The 18,295-nt window shown below is 72.0% G+C and carries 13 protein-coding genes; 11 read left to right on the top strand and 2 right to left on the bottom strand.

The features are described 5' to 3' along the window. The first annotated feature begins 118 nt into the window (after nucleotides 1-118). Nucleotides 119-676, top strand: coding sequence for a hypothetical protein (locus O7616_RS24255; protein WP_282304105.1), 558 nt, complete (start codon nucleotides 119-121; stop codon nucleotides 674-676). A 65-nt stretch (nucleotides 677-741) separates the two neighbouring features. On the opposite strand, the gene O7616_RS24250 is transcribed toward O7616_RS24255, so the two are convergent. After that, the gene (locus tag O7616_RS24250; RefSeq protein WP_282304104.1) at nucleotides 742-1,587 is read right to left on the bottom strand and encodes an NAD(P)H-binding protein; all 846 of its coding nucleotides are present in this window, start codon (nucleotides 1,585-1,587) and stop codon (nucleotides 742-744) included. Nucleotides 1,588-1,687: 100 nt separating this feature from the next. On the opposite strand from O7616_RS24250, the gene O7616_RS24245 reads away from it, so the two are divergent. The 10 genes from O7616_RS24245 to O7616_RS24200 all read left to right on the top strand — a co-directional run bounded on the left by O7616_RS24245 (nucleotide 1,688) and on the right by O7616_RS24200 (nucleotide 15,397). Further along, complete coding sequence (locus O7616_RS24245) at nucleotides 1,688-2,155, top strand: MarR family transcriptional regulator (RefSeq protein WP_282304103.1); 468 nt, start codon at nucleotides 1,688-1,690, stop codon at nucleotides 2,153-2,155. A gap of 114 nt (nucleotides 2,156-2,269) precedes the next feature. After that, nucleotides 2,270-3,487: an MFS transporter gene (locus O7616_RS24240; protein WP_282304102.1), complete on the top strand. Its 1,218-nt coding sequence runs from the start codon at nucleotides 2,270-2,272 to the stop codon at nucleotides 3,485-3,487. Then, nucleotides 3,484-4,101 carry a VOC family protein gene (locus O7616_RS24235; RefSeq protein ID WP_282304101.1) on the top strand — a complete coding sequence of 206 codons (618 nt, stop codon included), beginning with the start codon at nucleotides 3,484-3,486 and terminating at the stop codon, nucleotides 4,099-4,101. The genes O7616_RS24240 and O7616_RS24235 overlap by 4 nt, the downstream gene beginning before the upstream one ends. Nucleotides 4,102-4,398: 297 nt before the next feature. After that, the gene (locus O7616_RS24230; RefSeq protein WP_282304100.1) at nucleotides 4,399-5,223 is read left to right on the top strand and encodes a BTAD domain-containing putative transcriptional regulator; all 825 of its coding nucleotides are present in this window, start codon (nucleotides 4,399-4,401) and stop codon (nucleotides 5,221-5,223) included. Between the two features lie 33 nt (nucleotides 5,224-5,256). Beyond that, on the top strand, nucleotides 5,257-8,613 hold the full coding sequence (locus O7616_RS24225) for a type 2 lanthipeptide synthetase LanM family protein (protein WP_282304099.1): 3,357 nt from the start codon (nucleotides 5,257-5,259) through the stop codon (nucleotides 8,611-8,613). 70 nt (nucleotides 8,614-8,683) lie between these two features. Then, nucleotides 8,684-8,935 (top strand): mersacidin/lichenicidin family type 2 lantibiotic, encoded by a 252-nt coding sequence (locus O7616_RS24220; RefSeq protein WP_282258654.1) that lies wholly within the window; start codon nucleotides 8,684-8,686, stop codon nucleotides 8,933-8,935. A gap of 89 nt (nucleotides 8,936-9,024) precedes the next feature. Further along, nucleotides 9,025-9,303 (top strand): mersacidin/lichenicidin family type 2 lantibiotic, encoded by a 279-nt coding sequence (locus tag O7616_RS24215; RefSeq protein ID WP_091399738.1) that lies wholly within the window; start codon nucleotides 9,025-9,027, stop codon nucleotides 9,301-9,303. Between the two features lie 93 nt (nucleotides 9,304-9,396). Beyond that, nucleotides 9,397-12,735 (top strand): type 2 lanthipeptide synthetase LanM family protein, encoded by a 3,339-nt coding sequence (locus O7616_RS24210; protein ID WP_282304098.1) that lies wholly within the window; start codon nucleotides 9,397-9,399, stop codon nucleotides 12,733-12,735. Then, nucleotides 12,728-13,222 carry a hypothetical protein gene (locus O7616_RS24205; RefSeq protein ID WP_282304097.1) on the top strand — a complete coding sequence of 165 codons (495 nt, stop codon included), beginning with the start codon at nucleotides 12,728-12,730 and terminating at the stop codon, nucleotides 13,220-13,222. The genes O7616_RS24210 and O7616_RS24205 overlap by 8 nt, the downstream gene beginning before the upstream one ends. Further along, a complete protein-coding gene (locus O7616_RS24200) occupies nucleotides 13,223-15,397 on the top strand; it encodes a peptidase domain-containing ABC transporter (protein ID WP_282304096.1) in 2,175 nt (724 codons plus the stop codon). Between the two features lie 7 nt (nucleotides 15,398-15,404). Here O7616_RS24200 and O7616_RS24195 read toward each other — a convergent pair whose 3' ends face one another. Next, nucleotides 15,405-18,215 carry a BTAD domain-containing putative transcriptional regulator gene (locus O7616_RS24195; protein ID WP_282304095.1) on the bottom strand — a complete coding sequence of 937 codons (2,811 nt, stop codon included), beginning with the start codon at nucleotides 18,213-18,215 and terminating at the stop codon, nucleotides 15,405-15,407. Between the last annotated feature and the right edge of the window lie 80 nt (nucleotides 18,216-18,295).

Raw genomic sequence — 18,295 nt, 5'->3', positions numbered from 1 at the left:
TGCAAGCTACTGCCACCAGCGACAGTCGGTGGCCCTACCCGCCGCGGACCGCCGCAAACCAGGCCGTCGGGATGACGCGCCCGGGTATGGGCGCTCGCCCGAGGGGTACGGCCTCACCATGCTGAAACGAGCGGTGTGGCAGGGGTTGGCGGCGGGTCTGGCCGGCGCGGCGGTGATGACCGTCGCGGAGAAGGTGGAGCAGCGGGTGACCGGCCGGCCCGACTCGTACGTGCCGGCCCAGGTGCTGGCGCGGCTGGCCGGTCTGCCGGAATCCTCCGGGCAGCAGCAGCCCCGCTGGCAGAACCTGGCGATGCACTACGGCCAGGGAGCGGTGGTCGGCGTGCTGCGCAGCGTGATGGCCCAGGCCGGGCTGCGGGGCGTCTGGGCGTCCAGCGTGTTCACGGCGCTGCGACTGGCCAACGACCAGATCCTGGAGAACGCCACGGGTGTGGGGGCACCGCCGCTGACCTGGCCTCGCGGGGAACTCGCCATCGACGTGTTGCACAAGTCCATCTACGCGTTCGCCACCGGAGCGGTGGCGGACGCGCTCGCCGCCCGCGACGGCGCCGGTCCCGGGCAGCGGCACGCGGCGTTGCGCCCCGGTCGCCGGTCGGACGTCGGCCCCCTCCCGTACGAGCGGCGGCGCGACGGCCGCGTGCCGGCCGGGCCGAGATGACGTCGGTGCGGCGGTAGCCGGGTTCGGGGAAGGGCTCTGGCGGGCCCTTCCCCGAACGCTGCCGGTCAGACGGTGGCGAAGTGCTCGCGGTGGTCATCGGCGAACTCGGCGAAGCTTCGCGGTGCCCGGCCGACGACCTGCTCGACGTGGTCGTTGGTGAAGTCGCCCCAGCCGGAGCCGTAGGCCACCCGGTACTCGGCGAGGACCTCCGCCGACCACTCGTCGAGGCCGGCCTGGAGCAGGCCGTCGCGCGCCTCGTCCGGGCTCTGCGGCACGTACCGCACCGGCTTGCGGGTGGCGCGGGCGATGTCCTCGGCGGCCTGGTAGAGGGTGATGCTCTCCGGACCGGTGGGCGTGTAGATCCTGCCCTCGTGCCGCTCGGGCGCGGCGAGGATCGCCGCACCGGCCGCGGCGATGTCCCGGGCGTCGATCAGGCCGACCTTGGCCTCGCCGAAGAGCCCGTAGAGGTGTTCACCGACCTTGGCGGCGAGCAGGTTCTGCATGAAGTGACTCGGGCGCAGGATCGTCCAGCCGATGCCGGACTCCTGCACCTCGGCGTCGGAGAGCGCGTGCAGACGGCCGTTGCGGGTGGGCGCGTCGTGCGCGGCGCCGATCGCCGAGAGCCGGACGATGTGCCGCACTCCGGCCTGCCGGGCGGCCCACACCGCGTTCATGCTCTGGCTCGGTGCCATCGGGCCCATCGGGGTCAGCAGCCAGAGCGTCGTCACGCCCTCGAACGCCGGGGTGAGCGTGCGGGGGCGGTCGAGGTCGCCGACGACGACGTCGACGCCGTCGAGCCGGGGAGCGCGGGCGGGGTCGCGCACGAGGGCGCGCACCGACTGCTCGCCGGCGAGTTCGCGCAGCACCTCCCGCGAGACGGTGCCGTTGGCTCCGGTGATCAGAATGGTCATGTCGTCCTCCGGTGGGGTGGACCGCGGTCGGGCTGGCCGCTGGTCGACGCCCGCCACGTTATAGTCCAAAACTTGTACAGTCCAATGATTGGACCACTTTATGAAGCGCAGCACACTCAAGGAGCAGGACCCGGACCTCGGCATCCTGGCCGTGCAGCTCTCCGCGCGTGTTCAGCGGGAGATCTTCCGGCGGTCGGCGGAGCACGGGTTCGACGACGTCCGGCCCCGGCACGGGGCGGTGCTCGCCTACCTCGACGTCGAGGGCACCCGTCCCGGCGAACTGGCCCGGCTGGCCGGACGCAACAAACAGACGATGGGCGCGATCCTCGACGAGCTGGAGCGGCTGGGATACGTCCGGCGTACGCCCGACCCCGCCGACCGCCGGGCGAAGCTGATCGTGCCGACGGACCGGGGCCGCGAATTCATCGAACTCAGCGACGGCATCGTGGGCCAGATCGAGCGGCAACTCTCCGACACGCTCGGCGTCGAGCAGTACCGGGCCTTCCGGAGCGCACTGGGCCATGGCGTGACGGCCCTCCCGGCCACCGGTCCCGACACCGAGGGCTGAACAGGGGCAGCCCGTCGCGTCGGCATGTGACAGCGCAGATCGGGTAACCGGCCGTCGCTCACCAGCGGAACCCCCGGGTTCCACCGTCGTCAGCGCAGCCCGAGGAGCATCGACATGCCGATCGCCGGGAGGGCCCGACTCTCGCCGAGGGTCTCCCTGCTGCTGTTGGCGTCGATCCTCGTGTCGTTCCTGGCCGCCTCGGCCGCCCCGACGCCCCTCTACGGCACCTACCAGGAGCGCTGGCACTTCTCACCGGTCACGACCACCGTGGTGTTCGCCGTCTACGCGCTCGCCGTGCTGGCGTCGCTGCTGACGTTCGGCAAACTGTCGGACCACGTGGGTCGCCGCCCGGTCCTGGCCGTGGCGATCGCCGTGCAGATGCTCTCGCTCGTCGTCTTCATCTTCGCCAACGGCGTACCCACACTGCTCGTCGCCCGTCTGCTCCAAGGTCTCGCGGCCGGTGCCGCCACCGGCGCCGTCGGGGCCGGGATGCTCGACATCGACCGCGCCCGGGGCACGCTCGCGAACTCCATCGCGCCCGGCATCGGCACCGGGAGCGGCGCCCTGCTCTCGGCGTTGCTCATCGACTTCCTGCCCGCGCCGACGCGGCTCGTGTACGTCGTCCTCCTGGTGATCCTCCTGATCCAGCTCGTCGGGATCGCGCTGATGCCGGAGACGGTCACGCCGATGGCGGGCGCACGACGCAGCCTCCGACCGGAGATCAAACTGCCGCGCGCCGTACGCGAACCGTTGCTGGTCGTCGTCCCGGTGCTGTTCGCGGTCTGGGCGCTGGCCGGCTTCTTCGGGGCGCTCGGCCCGGCGCTGGTGCGCAGCCTCATGAACACGTCGATCGTGGTCGGCGGTCTGGTCCTCTTCGTCTTCGCGGTCTTCGGGTCGGTCGCCGTCCTGCTGATGCGCAACACCGCCGCCCGGACGGTGATCCTGGTCGGGATCGTCGCCCTCGTCCTGGGCATGGTCGTCACGTTGGTGTCGGTCATGGCGGAGTCCGTCCCGGGATTCTTCGTCGGCCTCGCGCTCGGCGGCATCGGCTTCGGCGGCGGCTTCCAGGGCAGCCTCAAGACGATCACGCCCCTGGTGGAGGCGCACGAACGCGCCAGCGTGCTGTCCGTGCTCTACATCGTCTGCTATGTCGGGTTCGGCCTCCCGACGGTGATCGCCGGCTTCCTCGTGGTCTACGCCGGTGGCCTGCCGCAGACCGCCGACGAGTACTCCGTCGCCGTCATCCTGCTCGCCCTGGTCGCCCTGTTCGGGGTGCGCAGGGCCACGAGGACCAGTCAGCCAGCAGCAGCGACCGGGAGGGGAACGCGATGAGCCCGAAGAGCGCCCAGGGGGACGCCGGCATCGAGAACGTCGACGTCAAAGTCGAGGTGATCGTCATCCCGGTGTCCGATGTGGACAGGGCGAAGGAGTTCTACCGACGCCTCGGGTGGCGGCTCGACCAGACACCGCCCGGCATCGTGCAGTTGACGCCGCACGGCTCCGGATGTTCCGTACAGTTCGGCCCGGGGCTCACCCCGGCGGCGCCCGGCTCGGCCATGGCGTACCTGGTCGTGTCCGACCTCGAAGCGACCCGCAACGCCCTGGTCGCCGCCGGTGTCGAGGTGGGCGGGCTCTTCCACGTCACCCCGGACGGGCCGGTCGACGGGCTGGACCCGGAGCGGCGCAGCTACGTCTCGCGCGCCACCTTCCGCGACCCGGACGGCAACACCTGGCTCATGCAGGAGATCACGACCAGGCTGCCCGGGCGCATCGAGGGCGGGCTGACGTCGTTCGGCTCGGCGAGCGACCTGGCCGGCGCGCTGCGGCGCGCGGCCGCCGCCCACGGCGAGCATGAGGAGCGCACCGGGCAGCGGGACGAGAACTGGCCCGACTGGTACGCGACGTACATGGTCAGCGAACAGTCGGGAGCCGAGCTGCCCGAGTAGGTTTCGGCTCCTCCCCGTCGATCGGCGCGATGCCGGTGGGTCATTCCGATGACCCACCGGCATCGGCGTCTGCGCATGTCGCCGCACCTCGCACACCGTTCGTACGCGCGATGTACACGGGTTGTACGCCGAGGGCCGTACCATCCCCGGACGCGATGATCTCCATCAATGCGGCGGACCCGGCTTCAGAGCCGAAGTCGGTGGACGTGCCGTACCTCGTCGCCTGTGCGCGGTCGCCCCGGCCGCCGATAGGGAGGAGACCTCGATGACGAGTCCTGGTGCGGGCGGTGCGATGCCGTGACGCGGGTACGGTTCCTCGCCCTGGGCCCACTGCACGCCGAGGTGGGCAGGACGTTGCTCGATCTCGGTCCCGTCCGGCAACAGGCGGTGTTCGCGATCCTGCTGTTCAACGCGGACCGGGTGGTCACTCCGGCGACGATCCTGCAGGGCGTCTGGGGCGAACAGACCCCGCCGACCGGCGCGAAGGTGATCCCGCCGTACATCTACCGGCTCCGGCGCACCCTGCAGGCGGCAGGCGTCGGCCACGACGGCCCGGCGATCGACAGCCTGCGCATCGGCTACCGGCTGCGTCTCGGGTCGGCCGGTACCGACGTGGCGGACTTCGACGAGGCGGTCGACCGGGCCGCGGCGGCCGAGCGGGCCGGGGACCTCGCGGGCGCCGCCGAGCTGCTGGCCGAGGCCGAGCGGAACTGGGCGGGCGAACCGTTGGCCGGCCTGACCGGGCCGTACGCCCAGAGTCGCCGCCAACACCTGCTCGAACGCCGCGTCGTCTGCCTGGAACACCGGCTGGAACTCCATCTGCGGCTCGGAGACAGCCGTCGGGCCATTCCCGCGCTGGTCGCGTTGCAGGCGGAGTACCCCCTGCGGGAACGGCTGACGATCATGCTGATGGCCGCCCTGTACCAGGCCGGTCGGCAGGGTGAGGCGATGGATGTCTTCAGCGCGTTCCGGACCCGTCTGGCCACCGAGTTGGGCGTCGAACCGACCCCGGCGCTGGTCGCCGCGTACACCTCGATGTTGCACGGAGCCCTGGGCCTGCCCCCGATGCCCGGCGGCCCTGCGGAAGGAAATGCCCGCGCGCGGGCGGCCACCACCACGTGAGCGCGGCGACGCCGCGCAGTGAGGCGGAAGCAGATGGACGACGGCCCTGCCCCGGTGCAGCCGGGGGATGCCGCATGGTTTCTGGGTCACTCCCTCGGGGAGCGGCTGACCGGCACGGAGCCGCTGGGCGCCGTCGACGAGGATCTCGGCCGCATCCGGCTGAAGATGTGGTTGGACGAGCCCGTCCACAGCAGACGGCCGGAGCTGTTCGCGCAGCGGTTGGCGCAGCACGGCCTCGACGAGGGCGAGCTGGTCCGGATCCTGGGTGAGCGGCCGGACACGGTCCGATCCCGGTTCGACGAGGCCCCGGACTACGCCCGCCGGTTGGTCGACGCCTGGCGCCGACACCCGGACGCCACGGCCGGTCCCGACCACACGGCCGGTCCCGACCACACGGCCGGCCACGACGAGGCGGCCGGGCACGACCACTCAGCCGGGTCCGACGAGTCCACCGGGTTCGCGGTCGTCGTCGCGCCGCTGATCGCCGAAGCGCTCGAACGGCTGGCCGCACGGGTGCGCGAGCTGGTCGGCAGCCACCGGCACCTGACCGCCGAGGCGCTGATCACCAGGCTGGGCGGCGGCCCGGTGGACACCGTCAACATGCTGGTGGCCCGGACGATGGCGTTGGAGCTCAACGTCCTGCGCATCCAGGGTGAGCTGGCCGGCGACACCCCGCACGAGCGTTTCCACACCTTCCTGCACCGGCTCCGGCAACCGCGGCACGCGTTGGGCGTCCTGCGCGACCACCCGGTGCTCGCCCGTGACCTGGTGCGGACCGTGGACGACTGGGAGGCCAGCCGCCTGGAGTTCGCCGAGCGCGTCGTCGCCGACTACGCGGAACTGGCCGACCGCTGCGGCGGCCCGGACTCGCTCGGCGACCTGGCCGACGTGAGCTTCGGTGCGGGCGACAACCACCGGGGCGGTCGCTCGGTGGCGGTCGTCCGGTTCGCGACCGGCGCGAAGGTGATGTACAAGCCCCGGCGGCTGTCCGTCGACGGCCACTTCCAACATCTACTGGCCTGGCTCAACGAGCGCGGTACGCATCCCACGCTGCGTACCTTCTGGCTGATCGAGCGGGGCGGGTACGGCTGGACCGAGTTCGTCGAGAGCGGACCCTGCGCGGACCGCGACGCCCTCGGCCGGTTCTACCGACGGCAGGGCGCACTGCTGGCCCTGCTCCAGGCTCTCGGCGCGACCGACTTCCACCTGGAGAACGTCATCGCCTGCGGCGAGCACCCGATGCTCATCGACCTGGAGGCGATGCTGCACAACTGGCAGTGGGAACGACCCGTCGGCGATCAGGCGGGCTATCTGCAGAGCGTCGCGGTCGAGTTGATGAGCAGGTCGGTCGTCACCGTGGGGCTGCTGCCCTCGCCCGTGCTCTGGGCCGAGGGCAACCAGGTCAACCGGTTCGACATGAGTGGGATGTCCGGCGCGGGTGGCCAACTGACCGCCCGACCCGTCACCGTCTGGGACGGCTTCGGCACCGACGAGATGCGCCTGGACCGGCGACGGGTGACGATGCCCGGCTCGGGGAACCTGCCCACCCTCGCCGAGCGGCGTCCGGACGTGACGGAGTTCGCGGTCGAGATCGGCGACGGATACCGCACGCTCTACCGGACCCTGCTGGAACACCGGGACGACCTGGTGGCGCCGACCGGCCCGTTGGCCGCGTTCGCGCACGACGAGGTACGTGTGGTCCTGCGCGCCACCGAGTCGTACGTCCGGTTGCTCGCCGAGGCGCAGCACCCGGACCTGCTGCACGACGCGCTGGACCGGGACCGGTACTTCGAGAACCTGTGGGCGGGCCACGACGGGCGCGAGCACCGGGACCGCCTCATCGCGGCGGAACTGACCCAGATGTACGCCGGTGACGTCCCGATCTTCGTCACCACACCGTCGTCGACCGATCTCGTCGGTGGGGACGGGACCGTGTTGGCCGGCGCACTGCGGCGCACCGGGCTGGAGGCCGTCCACGACCGCCTGCGGGGCATGTCCGAGGACCACCTGGCCCAGCAGAGCTGGATCATCGACGCCTCCCTCACGGCGTTGATCATGGGTGATCCGTCGCGGTGGCGTACGCGGAACCGGCCGAATGTCGCGCTGCTCCCACCACCGACCGTGCCGTCGACGGTCCGGCCGTCGGAGATCGTGCCCGAGCGCTTCGTCGACGCGGCGCGCGTCATCGGCGACCGCCTGCTGGCGATCGCGCTCACCGAGGACGACCGGATCTCCTGGCTGGGCCTGAGCCTGATCGCCGACAAGGTGTGGATGCTCGGACCGAGCGCCATGGACCTCTACAACGGCATCAGCGGCATCGCGTTGTTCCTCGCCCGGCTGGCCGAGGTCACCGGCGACGCGGCCTACCGGCAGGCCGCCGACCGCTCGGCGACGATGATGCTCCGTGAGGCGCGGAGTTGGCTCACCGGCCCATCCGAGGCCGCCGTCGGCGTCGGCGGCTTCGACCACCTCGGTGGTTCGGTGTACGCCCTGAGCCACCTCGCCTCCGTCCTGGACCGCGCGGACCTGGTCGACACGGCCGCGGGGCTGGCCGCGTCGATGGTCGCGCACGCGGCCGACGCCCGCGAGTACGACATCATCAGCGGCAGTGCCGGCGGGCTGCTCGCCCTGCTGTCGCTGCACCGGGTCACCCGCGACCCCGGTCTGCTCGACGGTGCCCGAATGCTGGCCCGGCACCTGCGCGACGGCGCGCAACCGGCCGGCCCCGGCGTCGGCTGGTGCGGCACGCTCTACACCGAGGCACCGCTGGCCGGCTTCTCCCACGGCGCGTCGGGTATCGCGACGGCGCTGGCCAGGTGGGACCGGCACAACGGGGCACCCGAGCATCGCGATCCGGTGGACGCGGCGCTGCGCTACGAACGCACCGTCTACGACGAGGCGACCGGCAACTGGCGCGACCTTCGACCGGACACGCCCGAGGGTGCTCCGATGGTCGCCTGGTGCCACGGCGCGGCCGGCGTCGCGTTGGCACGGGCCGAGCTGTCCGGCTACGCCACCGACGACGGGTCGCTGCGCGAGGACCTGCGGCGTGCGCTCACGGCGACCCTCGATCCCGGCAGCCTCCTGCACAACCACTCGATCTGTCACGGGGATCTCGGCAACGCCGAGGCGGCGCTGGCCGCGGCACGGGTCCTCGGTGACGACAGCGCGGCCCGGCGGGCTGCGGAGATCGCCGTCGCCGCCGTGGTCGACGTGGAGAACCGCGACTGGCGGTGCGGCGTGCCCCGGGGCGTCGAGACGCCGGGCCTGATGAGCGGCCTGGCCGGTATCGGCTACGCCCTCCTGCGCTGGGCCGATCCGGCACGCGTGCCGTCGGTGCTGCTGCTGCAACCGCCGACCGACCATCGCGGTGCCATCGATCTGCCATAGCGCGGTCCTACGGTTCCGCCCGTGGAGGCCCATCCAGGTATCGCGCTTCACCTATAGATCGGAGTTGTACATGGACTACATCAGGGCGTGGAAGGACCCGGTCTACCGGGCGTCTCTCAGTGCCGAAGAGCGTGCCGGCCTGCCGGCGAACCCGGCCGGCATCGTCGAGCTGAACGACCAGGAGCTCGACGGGGCCGACGGCGGCACGTGGACCCCGACTCCCACGATCACCGTGGTCACCGGGGCCGCCGGCTGCTTCTCCTTCAACGGCACCTTCTGCAACGGCACCTGCGCGGCGTTCACCGCCGGCTGCTGCGGCTGACCGATCCACCCCGGCGGGAGGACACGGCCCGTCCTCCACACCTGTGTCCTCTCGCCAGCGCATCCCCAATCCCCTGAGGAGAGCCCTTCATGAACATCGTGCAAGCCTGGAAGGACCCCGAGTACCGGGCGAGCCTCTCCGCCGAGCAGTTGGCGGCGCTGCCGGAGCACCCGTGCGGCGTGGTCGAGCTCGGCGACGACGTCCTCGCGCACATCGCCGGCGCGCGCACCGAGGGCCTCTGGACCCTCGGCTGCTGCGGCGGCTTCACCGCCCGCGAGACCCCGTGCGGTTCCTGCGGCGCGACGTGCGGCGGGACCACCTGTGGCACCTGCCAGACGCAGTCGACCTGCGGTCTGTGCACCGCCTGATCCACCCGCTCCATCGGCGGTGCCCGGACGCCCGAGGTGTCCGGGCACCGTCCCCCGCGAGACCCGACCGCTGCGCGAGAGAGAGCACCCCCGATGACGCAGTCGCACCAGCCCGGCCCTGACCCGGTGGACGTTTCGAACCCCTGCTGGTACCTGGCGTACTCGCTGCCGGAGAGGCTCGGCGTCGCGGTGCCGACGGGCTCGGTGGACGAGGACCGGGGGCGGCTCCGGCTCGAACGGTGGAAGAACGAGCCGGTCTTCGCCGGTGACACGGAGCTGTTCGAGAGCTGGCTGCGCGCCCTCGACCTCGACGAGCCCACCCTGACCGCTGTGCTCGGCGAGATGCCGGAGACGGTCCGCAGCAGGTTCGCCGACGTCCCGGACTACGTGCGCACCATCGAGCGGGCCTGGCGGGAGTACCGTCCGGGCGAGGCCGTCGAGCACCACGACCGAGACCACGATCACGACCACGATCACGACCACCACCACGACCCGCATCCGCACGCCGCGTTCGTCGAGCTGGTGCGCCCGCTGGTGGACGACGGCGTACGCCGGGTGCGCGCGGCGGTGCACGCGGCCTGCGCGGGCACGCCCGGACCGCAGGTCGACGCCGACCTGCTCGCCGACCAGCTCGCGGAGCCGCCGTACGGCGCGATCAACCTGCTCGTCGGTCGGGTGCTCGTGCTGGAGCTCAACGTCCTGCGGATGCAGGGGCAGTTGGAGGGGGAGACCCCACAGCAACGCTTCCAGGACTTCGCCCGACGCCTGCACGACCCGAAGTACGCCCTCGAGATCCTGATGGAATACCCGGTGCTGGCCCGGGACGCGACCATCCTGATCGACAACTGGGTGGACGCCCGGGTCGAGTTCGCCCGACGTCTCGTCGCCGACGCGACCGCGTTGACGACCAAGCTGGGCGACCCGGCGCAGCTCGGCACCGTGGCGGAGGTGTCGTTCGGGGCCGGTGACTCGCACCGGGGCGGACGCTCGGTCGGGTTCGTCCGCTTCGCCAACGGCGCCCGGGCCGTCTACAAGCCCCGAGGGTTGCAGGTCGAGCTCCACTTCCAGCAACTGCTCGACTGGCTCAACACGCGCGGCGCACAGCCGCCGTTGCGCACCATGTGGGTGCTCGACCGCGGCGAGTACGGCTGGTCGGAGTTCGTCAGCGCCGGGCCGTGCACCGACCACGAGGCGCTGCGCCGCTTCTACACCCGCCAGGGCGGTTACCTCGCGCTGCTGCACAGCCTCGCGGCCGTGGACTTCCACCTGGAGAACATCATCGCCGCCGGTGAGCATCCGATGCTCGTCGACCTCGAAGCGCTCTTCCACCCGCAGGGCGAGCAGGCGGACCGGCAGATCGGCGTCTCGGCGGAGTCGTTCCGGACGATGCGGGAATCGGTGCTGGAGGTCGGTCTCCTGCCCCGGCCCATCATCTACCAGGACGACGACGGGGTCGGTGGTGTCGACTTCAGCGGCCTGGCCGGTTCGGCCGGTCAGCTCACGCCCACCCCGGTCGCCACCTGGGAGGAGTCCGGCACCGACGAGATGCGCCTGGTCCGTAAGCGGATCGAGATGGGCGGCGGGCAGAACCTGCCCAGCCTGGACGACGGGGCGCACCACACGCTCGACTTCAGCGCCGACATCATCGCCGGGTTCGAGCAGACCTACCGGCTGCTGCACCGCCACCGCGACGAGCTGCTGGCCCCGGACGGGCCGGTGGCGGCCTTCGCCGGCGACGAGGTACGCGTGATCCTGCGCGCCACCCGCACCTACGGCAAGCTGTTGCAGGAGAGCCGCCACCCGGACCTGCTGCGCAACGCGCTGGACCGGGAGCGCTTCTTCAGCTTCCTGTGGTTGCAGGAGGAGTGGCCCGGCGCCGAGGCGCGCATCGCCGCAGCCGAGCAGGCGCAGCTCAGCCGCGGCGACATCCCCTTCTTCAGTACGACCCCCGCCTCGCACGACTTCGTCGCCGGAGACGGCTCGGTCGTCGCCGGGGTGCTGCCCACCAGCGGCCTGGAGCGGTCGCGGCACCGCATCGAGGCTCTCTCCGACGCCCACCTGGCACAGCAGACCTGGATCCTGCGCAGCTCGCTCGCGGCGCTGACGATGGGGGTCGAGAGTCAGGGTCAGTGGTCGGAGTACCAGGTGACCGCGGCCACCGTCCCGGCCGGAGCGGACCGGTTCGTCGCCGCCGCGTGCGCCGCCGGCGACCGGCTGCTGCTGACCGCGGACACCGGGGAGGACTCGATCGCCTGGCTCGGGCACACCCTGGTGGCCGACCGGATCTGGCAGCTCGGCCCGGTCGGTATCGACCTGTACAGCGGGCTGTCCGGGATCGCGTTGTTCCTCGGCTATCTCGGCGAGGTCAGCGGCGAGCAGCGTTTCCGCGGCGCGGCCGAGGTCGCCGCGGGGATGCTGGTGCGGCAGATCGACCTGCTCGACGAGACCCCGGCGGAGACCCTGGAGAACTTCACCGTCGGCGCCTTCAACGAGCTGGGCGGGCCGCTGTACGCGCTGAGCCACCTCGGCGCGCTGTGGGAGCGCGACGACCTGTTGGACGCCGCCGAACGCGTCGTGCCCGTCCTGTTGCACCTCGCGCCGCAGGACGAGGCGTACGACGTGATCAGCGGGGCGGCCGGAGCGATCCTCGCGCTGCTGGCGTTGCACGCCGCGCGGCCGTCGGAGCAGCTCCTCGACGCGGCCCGCACGTTCGCCCGGATCCTCGAGGACACCGCCGAGCCGGTGGGCGACGGGATGGGTTGGGCGGGCGCGGTGAACCCCGGCCGTCCACTCGCCGGTTTCTCGCACGGGGGGTCCGGTATCGCGGTGGCCCTGGCCCGGCTCGACCGGGCGCTCGGCAACCGGGACCACCTGCCGCTGGTCGAGGGCGCGTTGCGCTACGAGCGTTCCGCCTTCGACCCGGAGCACATGTGCTGGCTGGACCTGCGGGACACCACGCCGGAGCGGTACTCGATGGTCGCGTGGTGCCACGGCGGGCCGGGCATCGCGCTCGCCCGCGCCGACCTCGCCGACTACGTCGACGACCACGAGCTGCTCGACCGCGACCTGGCCGACGCCACCACCGGCATGCTGCGGTTCGGTCTGACCGGCGAGGTCATCACGGGCACCGGCAACCACAGCATCTGCCACGGCGACCTCGGCAACACCGAGGCACTGCTGGCGGCCGCCCGGGTGCGCGGTGACGAGGACGCCGCCCGGCAGGCCGAGTTGGTGGCGGCGAGCATCCTCGACTACATCGACCGGGACGGCTGGTTGTGCGGGGTGCCGCTCGGCGCGGAGACTCCCGGCCTGATGAGTGGCATCGCCGGCATCGGTTACAACCTGCTGCGTCTGGCACTGCCGGAGCGGGTGCCGTCGATCCTGCTGGTCGAGCCCCCGTCCTCCACTGCGGATGGTGAGGCGCGTGGCTGAGGAGCAGGTCTGGCCGTACCGTCCGCAGGCGTTGACGAGCTACCGCGGTGGCCTGCACGACGGCCCGGCGCGCAGCCCGATCCGGTCCTCCCGCCGGCCACTGGTCGCGCTGGCCGCGCTGTTGGTGGTCTGCCTGGGCTTCGCGGCGGTCATGCGGGTGCCGCAGGCCGTCGAGGGCGCCGTGATCGGCGCCGACGGGTCGTACCTGGTCTCCCTGTTCGCCGGCCGTCTCGACCCGCAGCCGGCGCAGGGCACGGCTGTCACCCTGGCCCAGGCGGACGGCCGGACGACACTGCGGGTCGTCCGGGCCGAGGTCGTGGTCGACGACGCCGCCGCGCGACGGTGGAACATTCCCGCGGAGGTGGCCCGGCCGGTGACCGTCGTCCTGCTGTCCGGGAACGCGGCGCAGAGTTTCGGCCGCCTCAGTCTCGTGGTCGCCAACCCCACCCTGCTGGAGCTGGTGCCGGGCCTTGAGGGGGTTCTGTAGATGACGCTCAGTTGGCTACGGCCGCACCGTCGGGTGCCGATCATGCTGCAGATGAGCGCCACCGAGTGCGGTGCCGCCTGCCTCGCCATGGTCTTCAGCGCCTACCGGCGATGGACCTCCGTCGCCGAGTGCCGGGCACAGCTCGGCATCGGTCGCGACGGTGCCACCGCGTTGCAGATGGCCCAACTCGCCCGCCGGACGGGCATGCGGGCCCGGGGCGTCAGCGTCGACCTCGACGGCCTGCCGCAGCTGCGGTTGCCCGCGATCGTGCACTGGAACTTCCGGCACTACCTGGTGCTCGAACGGTGGGACCGGCGCGGTGCCGTCGTCGTGGACCCCGGGATGGGCCGGCGGCGGTTGAGTCGCGACGAGTTCGGTGAGGGGTTCACCGGCATCGCCATCGAACTCACCCCGGGTGCGGAGTTCGAACGCCGCCCCGGCCCCGGAAAACTGGCCTCGCTGCGGTTCGCGCGCAGCATGCTGACCTTCTCACGCCCGCTGCTCGGCCTGGTCCTGGTCGTCTCGCTGCTGCTCCAACTGGCGGTTCTGCTGCCGGCGCTGATCACCAAGTTCGCTGTCGACACGGTGATCGGGAAGGGGCAGGTCGAGGCCCTGACGGTCCTCGGGCTGGGCATGGTCCTGCTACTGGGCACCCAGGCGGTCGGCAGCTACGCCCGGGGCGTGGCCCTCAACGTGCTGCACGCCCGCATGGACGACACCATGATGAGGCGCTTCTTCGACCACCTGCTCGCGCTCCCGTACTCGTACTTCCAACTGCGCAGCAGCGGTGACCTGTTGATGCGGATGTCCAGCAACACCGTCATCCGCGACCTGGTCACCAGCCAGACCATGTCGCTCGTCCTGGACGGCCTGTTCGTCGTCGTCTACATCGGCATGCTCCTGGCGTTCACCCCGCTCTACGCCTGGCTGGTGCTCGGCCTCGGCCTGCTGCAACTCGCCACGATCGTGGCGACGTACCGGGCCATGCGGGAGCGCACGCACCGCGACATCGCCGCGCAGGCCGAGGAGCAGAACTACGCGGTGGAGGTGTTGGCCGGTGCCGAAACCGTGAAGGCGATGGGCGCCGAGCAGCAGGTCCTCGGCCGCTGGTCGGGGCTGTTCCAGACCCGGCAGTTCGCCTCGCTGCACCGCCGTCGGCTGGAGACCGGCCTGGAGGCGGTGCTCGGGGCGTTCCGGATGGGCTCGCCACTGCTGCTGCTGTGGGTCGGCGCCCACCAGGTCGTCGGCGGTCGGATGTCGCTGGGCACCATGCTGGCGCTCAACGCGCTCGCCGCAGCCGTCCTCACCCCGCTGATGGGCCTGGTCAACACGGCCCGGCAACTCCAGACGGTCGGCACCCACCTGGAGCGGATCCGGGACGTCATGGACGAGGCCGCCGAGCAGGACCGGTCGGTGTCCGAGCCACCCGGGCGCATCTCCGGCGAGGTGACGCTGACCGGCGTCGGCATGCGCTACAGCGCCAACGCCGACTGGGCCGTGCGCGGCATCGACCTGACCATCCCCGCCGGAGCGAAGGTCGCGCTGGTCGGAAGGACCGGTTCGGGCAAGACGACACTCGCCAAGACGCTCATCGGGCTGTACGTGCCCACCGAGGGCGAGGTCCGCTTCGACGGGCGGCTCCTGCAGGACCTCGACTTCCGTGAGCTGCGCCGCTGGTGCGGCATGGTCACCCAGGAACCGGCCCTGTTCGCCGGGTCGGTCCGCGACAACATCTCTCTCGGACACCCGGCGGCGACCTACGACGAGGTGGTCCTGGCCGCCGAGCGCGCGCAGATCCACGACGAGATCATGGCGATGCCGATGGCGTACGAGACGCGGCTCACCGAGGGCGGGGGAGGGCTGTCCGGCGGCCAACGGCAACGACTGGCCCTCGCGCGTGCCCTGGTGCACAACCCGCCGCTGCTGCTGCTCGACGAGGCGACGAGTCACCTGGACGTGGTCACCGAACGCCGGGTGGACGAGGTCCTGTCCGCGTTGTCCTGCACCAGGATCGTCATCGCACACCGGTTGAGCACCGTGCTCAACGCCGACCTGATCGGGGTGATGGAGGAGGGGCGGCTGGTGGAACAGGGCACCCACGAGGAGTTGATCGCACACGGACGCTATTACGAGGCGCTGATCCGCGACCAGCTTCAGACCACCCGGACGCCATAGGAACTGGTTACGAGGCCGGGTCGACACGGGCCAGTAGTTGCCGGACCTCATCGGCCGCCGGGTCGCCCAGGTCGTCGTAGATCCGGATCGCCCGCTGCCAGGCCTGCGCGGCGGCGGGCGGGTCGGCCATCGCCTCGCGCGCCTCGCCGAGCCGGATCAACGTCAACCCCTCGTGATATGTGTTCGCGGATTCCTGGAAGCGTTGGACGGACTGCTCGTAACAGACCGCGGCCCGGGCCGGGTCGCCGAGCCGGTGGTACGCGAAGCCGAGGCTGTCCAGCGTCGCGGCCTGCCCCACGCGGTCGTCGATCGCCTCCTGCTCGGCCAGCGCCTCGGCGCAGTCGACGACCGCCTGGTGGTAGTCCCCGGTCAGCGCGTGCAGGTAGCCCTTGACGTTGAGCGCGCGGGCCTCGGCGTACCGGTTGCCGACGAGCCGCGAGACGCGCAGCGCCTCGACACTGTGCTTGAGCGCCTCGTCCAGCCGGCCGTACTGGGTGCAGTGCTCGGTGTACTGACGAAGGATCAGCGCGAGGCTGTCCAGGTCGTCGAGCTGCTCGTACAGTTCGAGGGCCCGCTGGACGTGGTGCTCGGCGGCCTCCTGGTCGCCGAGCCGCATGAGCGCGCGGGCGAGCATCCGGTGGGCCTGCGCCTGCGCGTTGGCGTCGCCGCTCCGCTGGGCCGCGGCGAGGGCCGCCTGCTGGGCCGCGAGCTGCTCCTGGAACATGCCCCGGGGCGCGAGGTACGCGGCCAGGGCCCAGGCGAGCTGCCAGGCGTACCGCTCGAAGCCCGTCTCCGCGGCCTGGCGCAGCACCCGCAGCAGCACCGGGTGCTCGGCGTGGAACCAGGCCGCGGCGGCGACCCGGTCGGGCATCGGCACGTGGACGTTGGTCGGCACCGGAGGTTCCGTGTCGATGGGTGTCCAGGTCGGCTGGAGCAGCATGGCGCCGGGGTGCGCGCTGTGCAGGTAGTGGTCGTACATCCGGCGGGCGGCGGCCTGCCGTTCCTCGGCCCGGTCGGACGCCTGCGCCAGCTCGGCGGCGTACGAGCGGAGCAGGTCGTGCAGCGCGAACCGTTCGGGCAGGTGCTCGGTCAGCAGGTGCAGACGGGTCAGCTCCTGCAGCAGCGGGGTGACCGCCGCCCGGGGTCGGCCCAGCAGCACGGCGGCGGCGTCCGCGGTGAGGTCGGGCCCCGGATGCAGACCGAGGAGGCGCAGCAGGCGGGCGGCCTCGGTGCTCAGCGCCCGGTAGGACCAGGAGAAGACCCGGCGGACGTCTCCGTCGGCCAGCAGCTCCAGCCGGGATTCGGAAGGGCGCAACTGGGCCGCGACGGCCTCGATCGGGAAGGTGGGCCGAGCGGTCAGCCGGGCCGCCACGATGGAGAGGGCGAGCGGAAGGCGACCGGTGGACTCGATCATCTCGGTGGTCGCCTCCGGCTCCGCGGCGACCCGGTCGTCACCCAGCCGGCTGCGCAGCAGCCTCGTCGACTCGGCCGCCGTCAGCACCTTGAGGATCACCGGTCGGGCGCCCTGGGCCACGGTGAGGCTGCTGAGCTGGTCGCGGCTGGTCACCAGGACCGCGCACTGGCCCGCGCCGGGCAGCAGCGGGCGTACCTGTTCGCCATCTCGTGAGTTGTCGAGCACGACGAGCATCCGGCGCGAGGCCAGCAGGCTGCGGTACAGCGCGGCCCTGGCGTCGACGCTGCTCGGGATCCGGCCGATCGGTGCGCCGAGCGCGTCGAGGAAGTCGACCAGGGCATCGGCGGGGGACACCGCGTCGGCGTCGTCGTAGCCCCGGAGGTTCACGTACAACTGCCCGTCGGGGAAGCGGTCGACCGCCCGGTGGGCCCAGTGCAGGGCCAGCGTCGTCTTGCCCACGCCGGCCATTCCGCTGATCGTGACGATGTCCACCGTCCCCGGCCGTTCGGGCCGGACGCCGAGGGCAGCGTCGAGGACGGCCAGCTCCTCGGTGCGTCCGACGAAGCCGGGCAGCGCGAGCGGCAACTGCTGTGGACGGGCCGTCGCCTTGGGCTGCGCCTCGTCCGCCAGGCCGGTCGTGGCGGGTTGCTGCCCGAGTCGGTGGTGCAGGATGTCGTCGTGCAGCCGCAGCAACTCGGGGCCGGGGTCCATCCCGGTCTGCTCGGCCAGCGACCGTCTGGCCTGCTGGAAGGCCGCCAGCGCCCCGGCGACGTCGCCGATCTGGTAGAGGCCGGTCATGAGCTGGGCCCAGGCGCGTTGGCGCAGCGGGTGGCGGTCGAGTAGCGCCCGCAACCGTGGGATCACCTGGGCTGCCGCGCCGAGCGCGAGTCGCGCGGCGGCGTGGTCCTCCTCGGCGAGCAGCCGACGTTCCTCCATCCGCGCGACCCGGCCGGTGAGGAGCCGGGGTAGCGGCAGCCCGGCGAGGGCGGGGCCGCGCCACATGCCCAGCGCGGCGGCCAACTCGGTGTGCGCGGTCTCCGGGTCGCCGGCGGCCAGGGCGGCCCGTCCCCGGGTCGCCGCGACGTCGAAGCGGTCGAGGTCGCGTTCGCCCGGCTCCACCCGCAGCAGGTAGCCGCCAGTCGTGGTGCGGATCCGGCGGTCGACGCCCGTGCCGTCGCCGAGCGCCTGGCGTAGCCCGCGCAGGTAGGAGCGTAGGTTGGCGGCGGCCGAGGCGGACGGCTGGTCGCCCCACACCATGGCCGTCAGTTCGTTGGCGGAGATCGCCGCACCCGGTCGCAGCAGCAGGGCGGCCAGCACGAGCTGCTGTTTCGTCGAGCCGAGGGCGACCGGCCGGCCGTCACGGGAGACCATCAGCGGCCCGAGCAGGCCGAAGTGGAGAGGCATCCTCACCTCTGCGTGCGGTGCCGGCCGGCGGAGCCTGACGATCGTGTGACGACGTGATTAGGCATCGACCAATGACGTTA

Origin of the sequence: Micromonospora sp. WMMD964 (genome assembly GCF_029581455.1) — a bacterium.
In the GTDB taxonomy this organism is placed as follows: Bacteria; Actinomycetota; Actinomycetes; order Mycobacteriales; family Micromonosporaceae; genus Micromonospora.
Note: the sequence above shows the minus strand (reverse complement) of the source record. Positions and strands in the feature narration are given on the sequence as shown.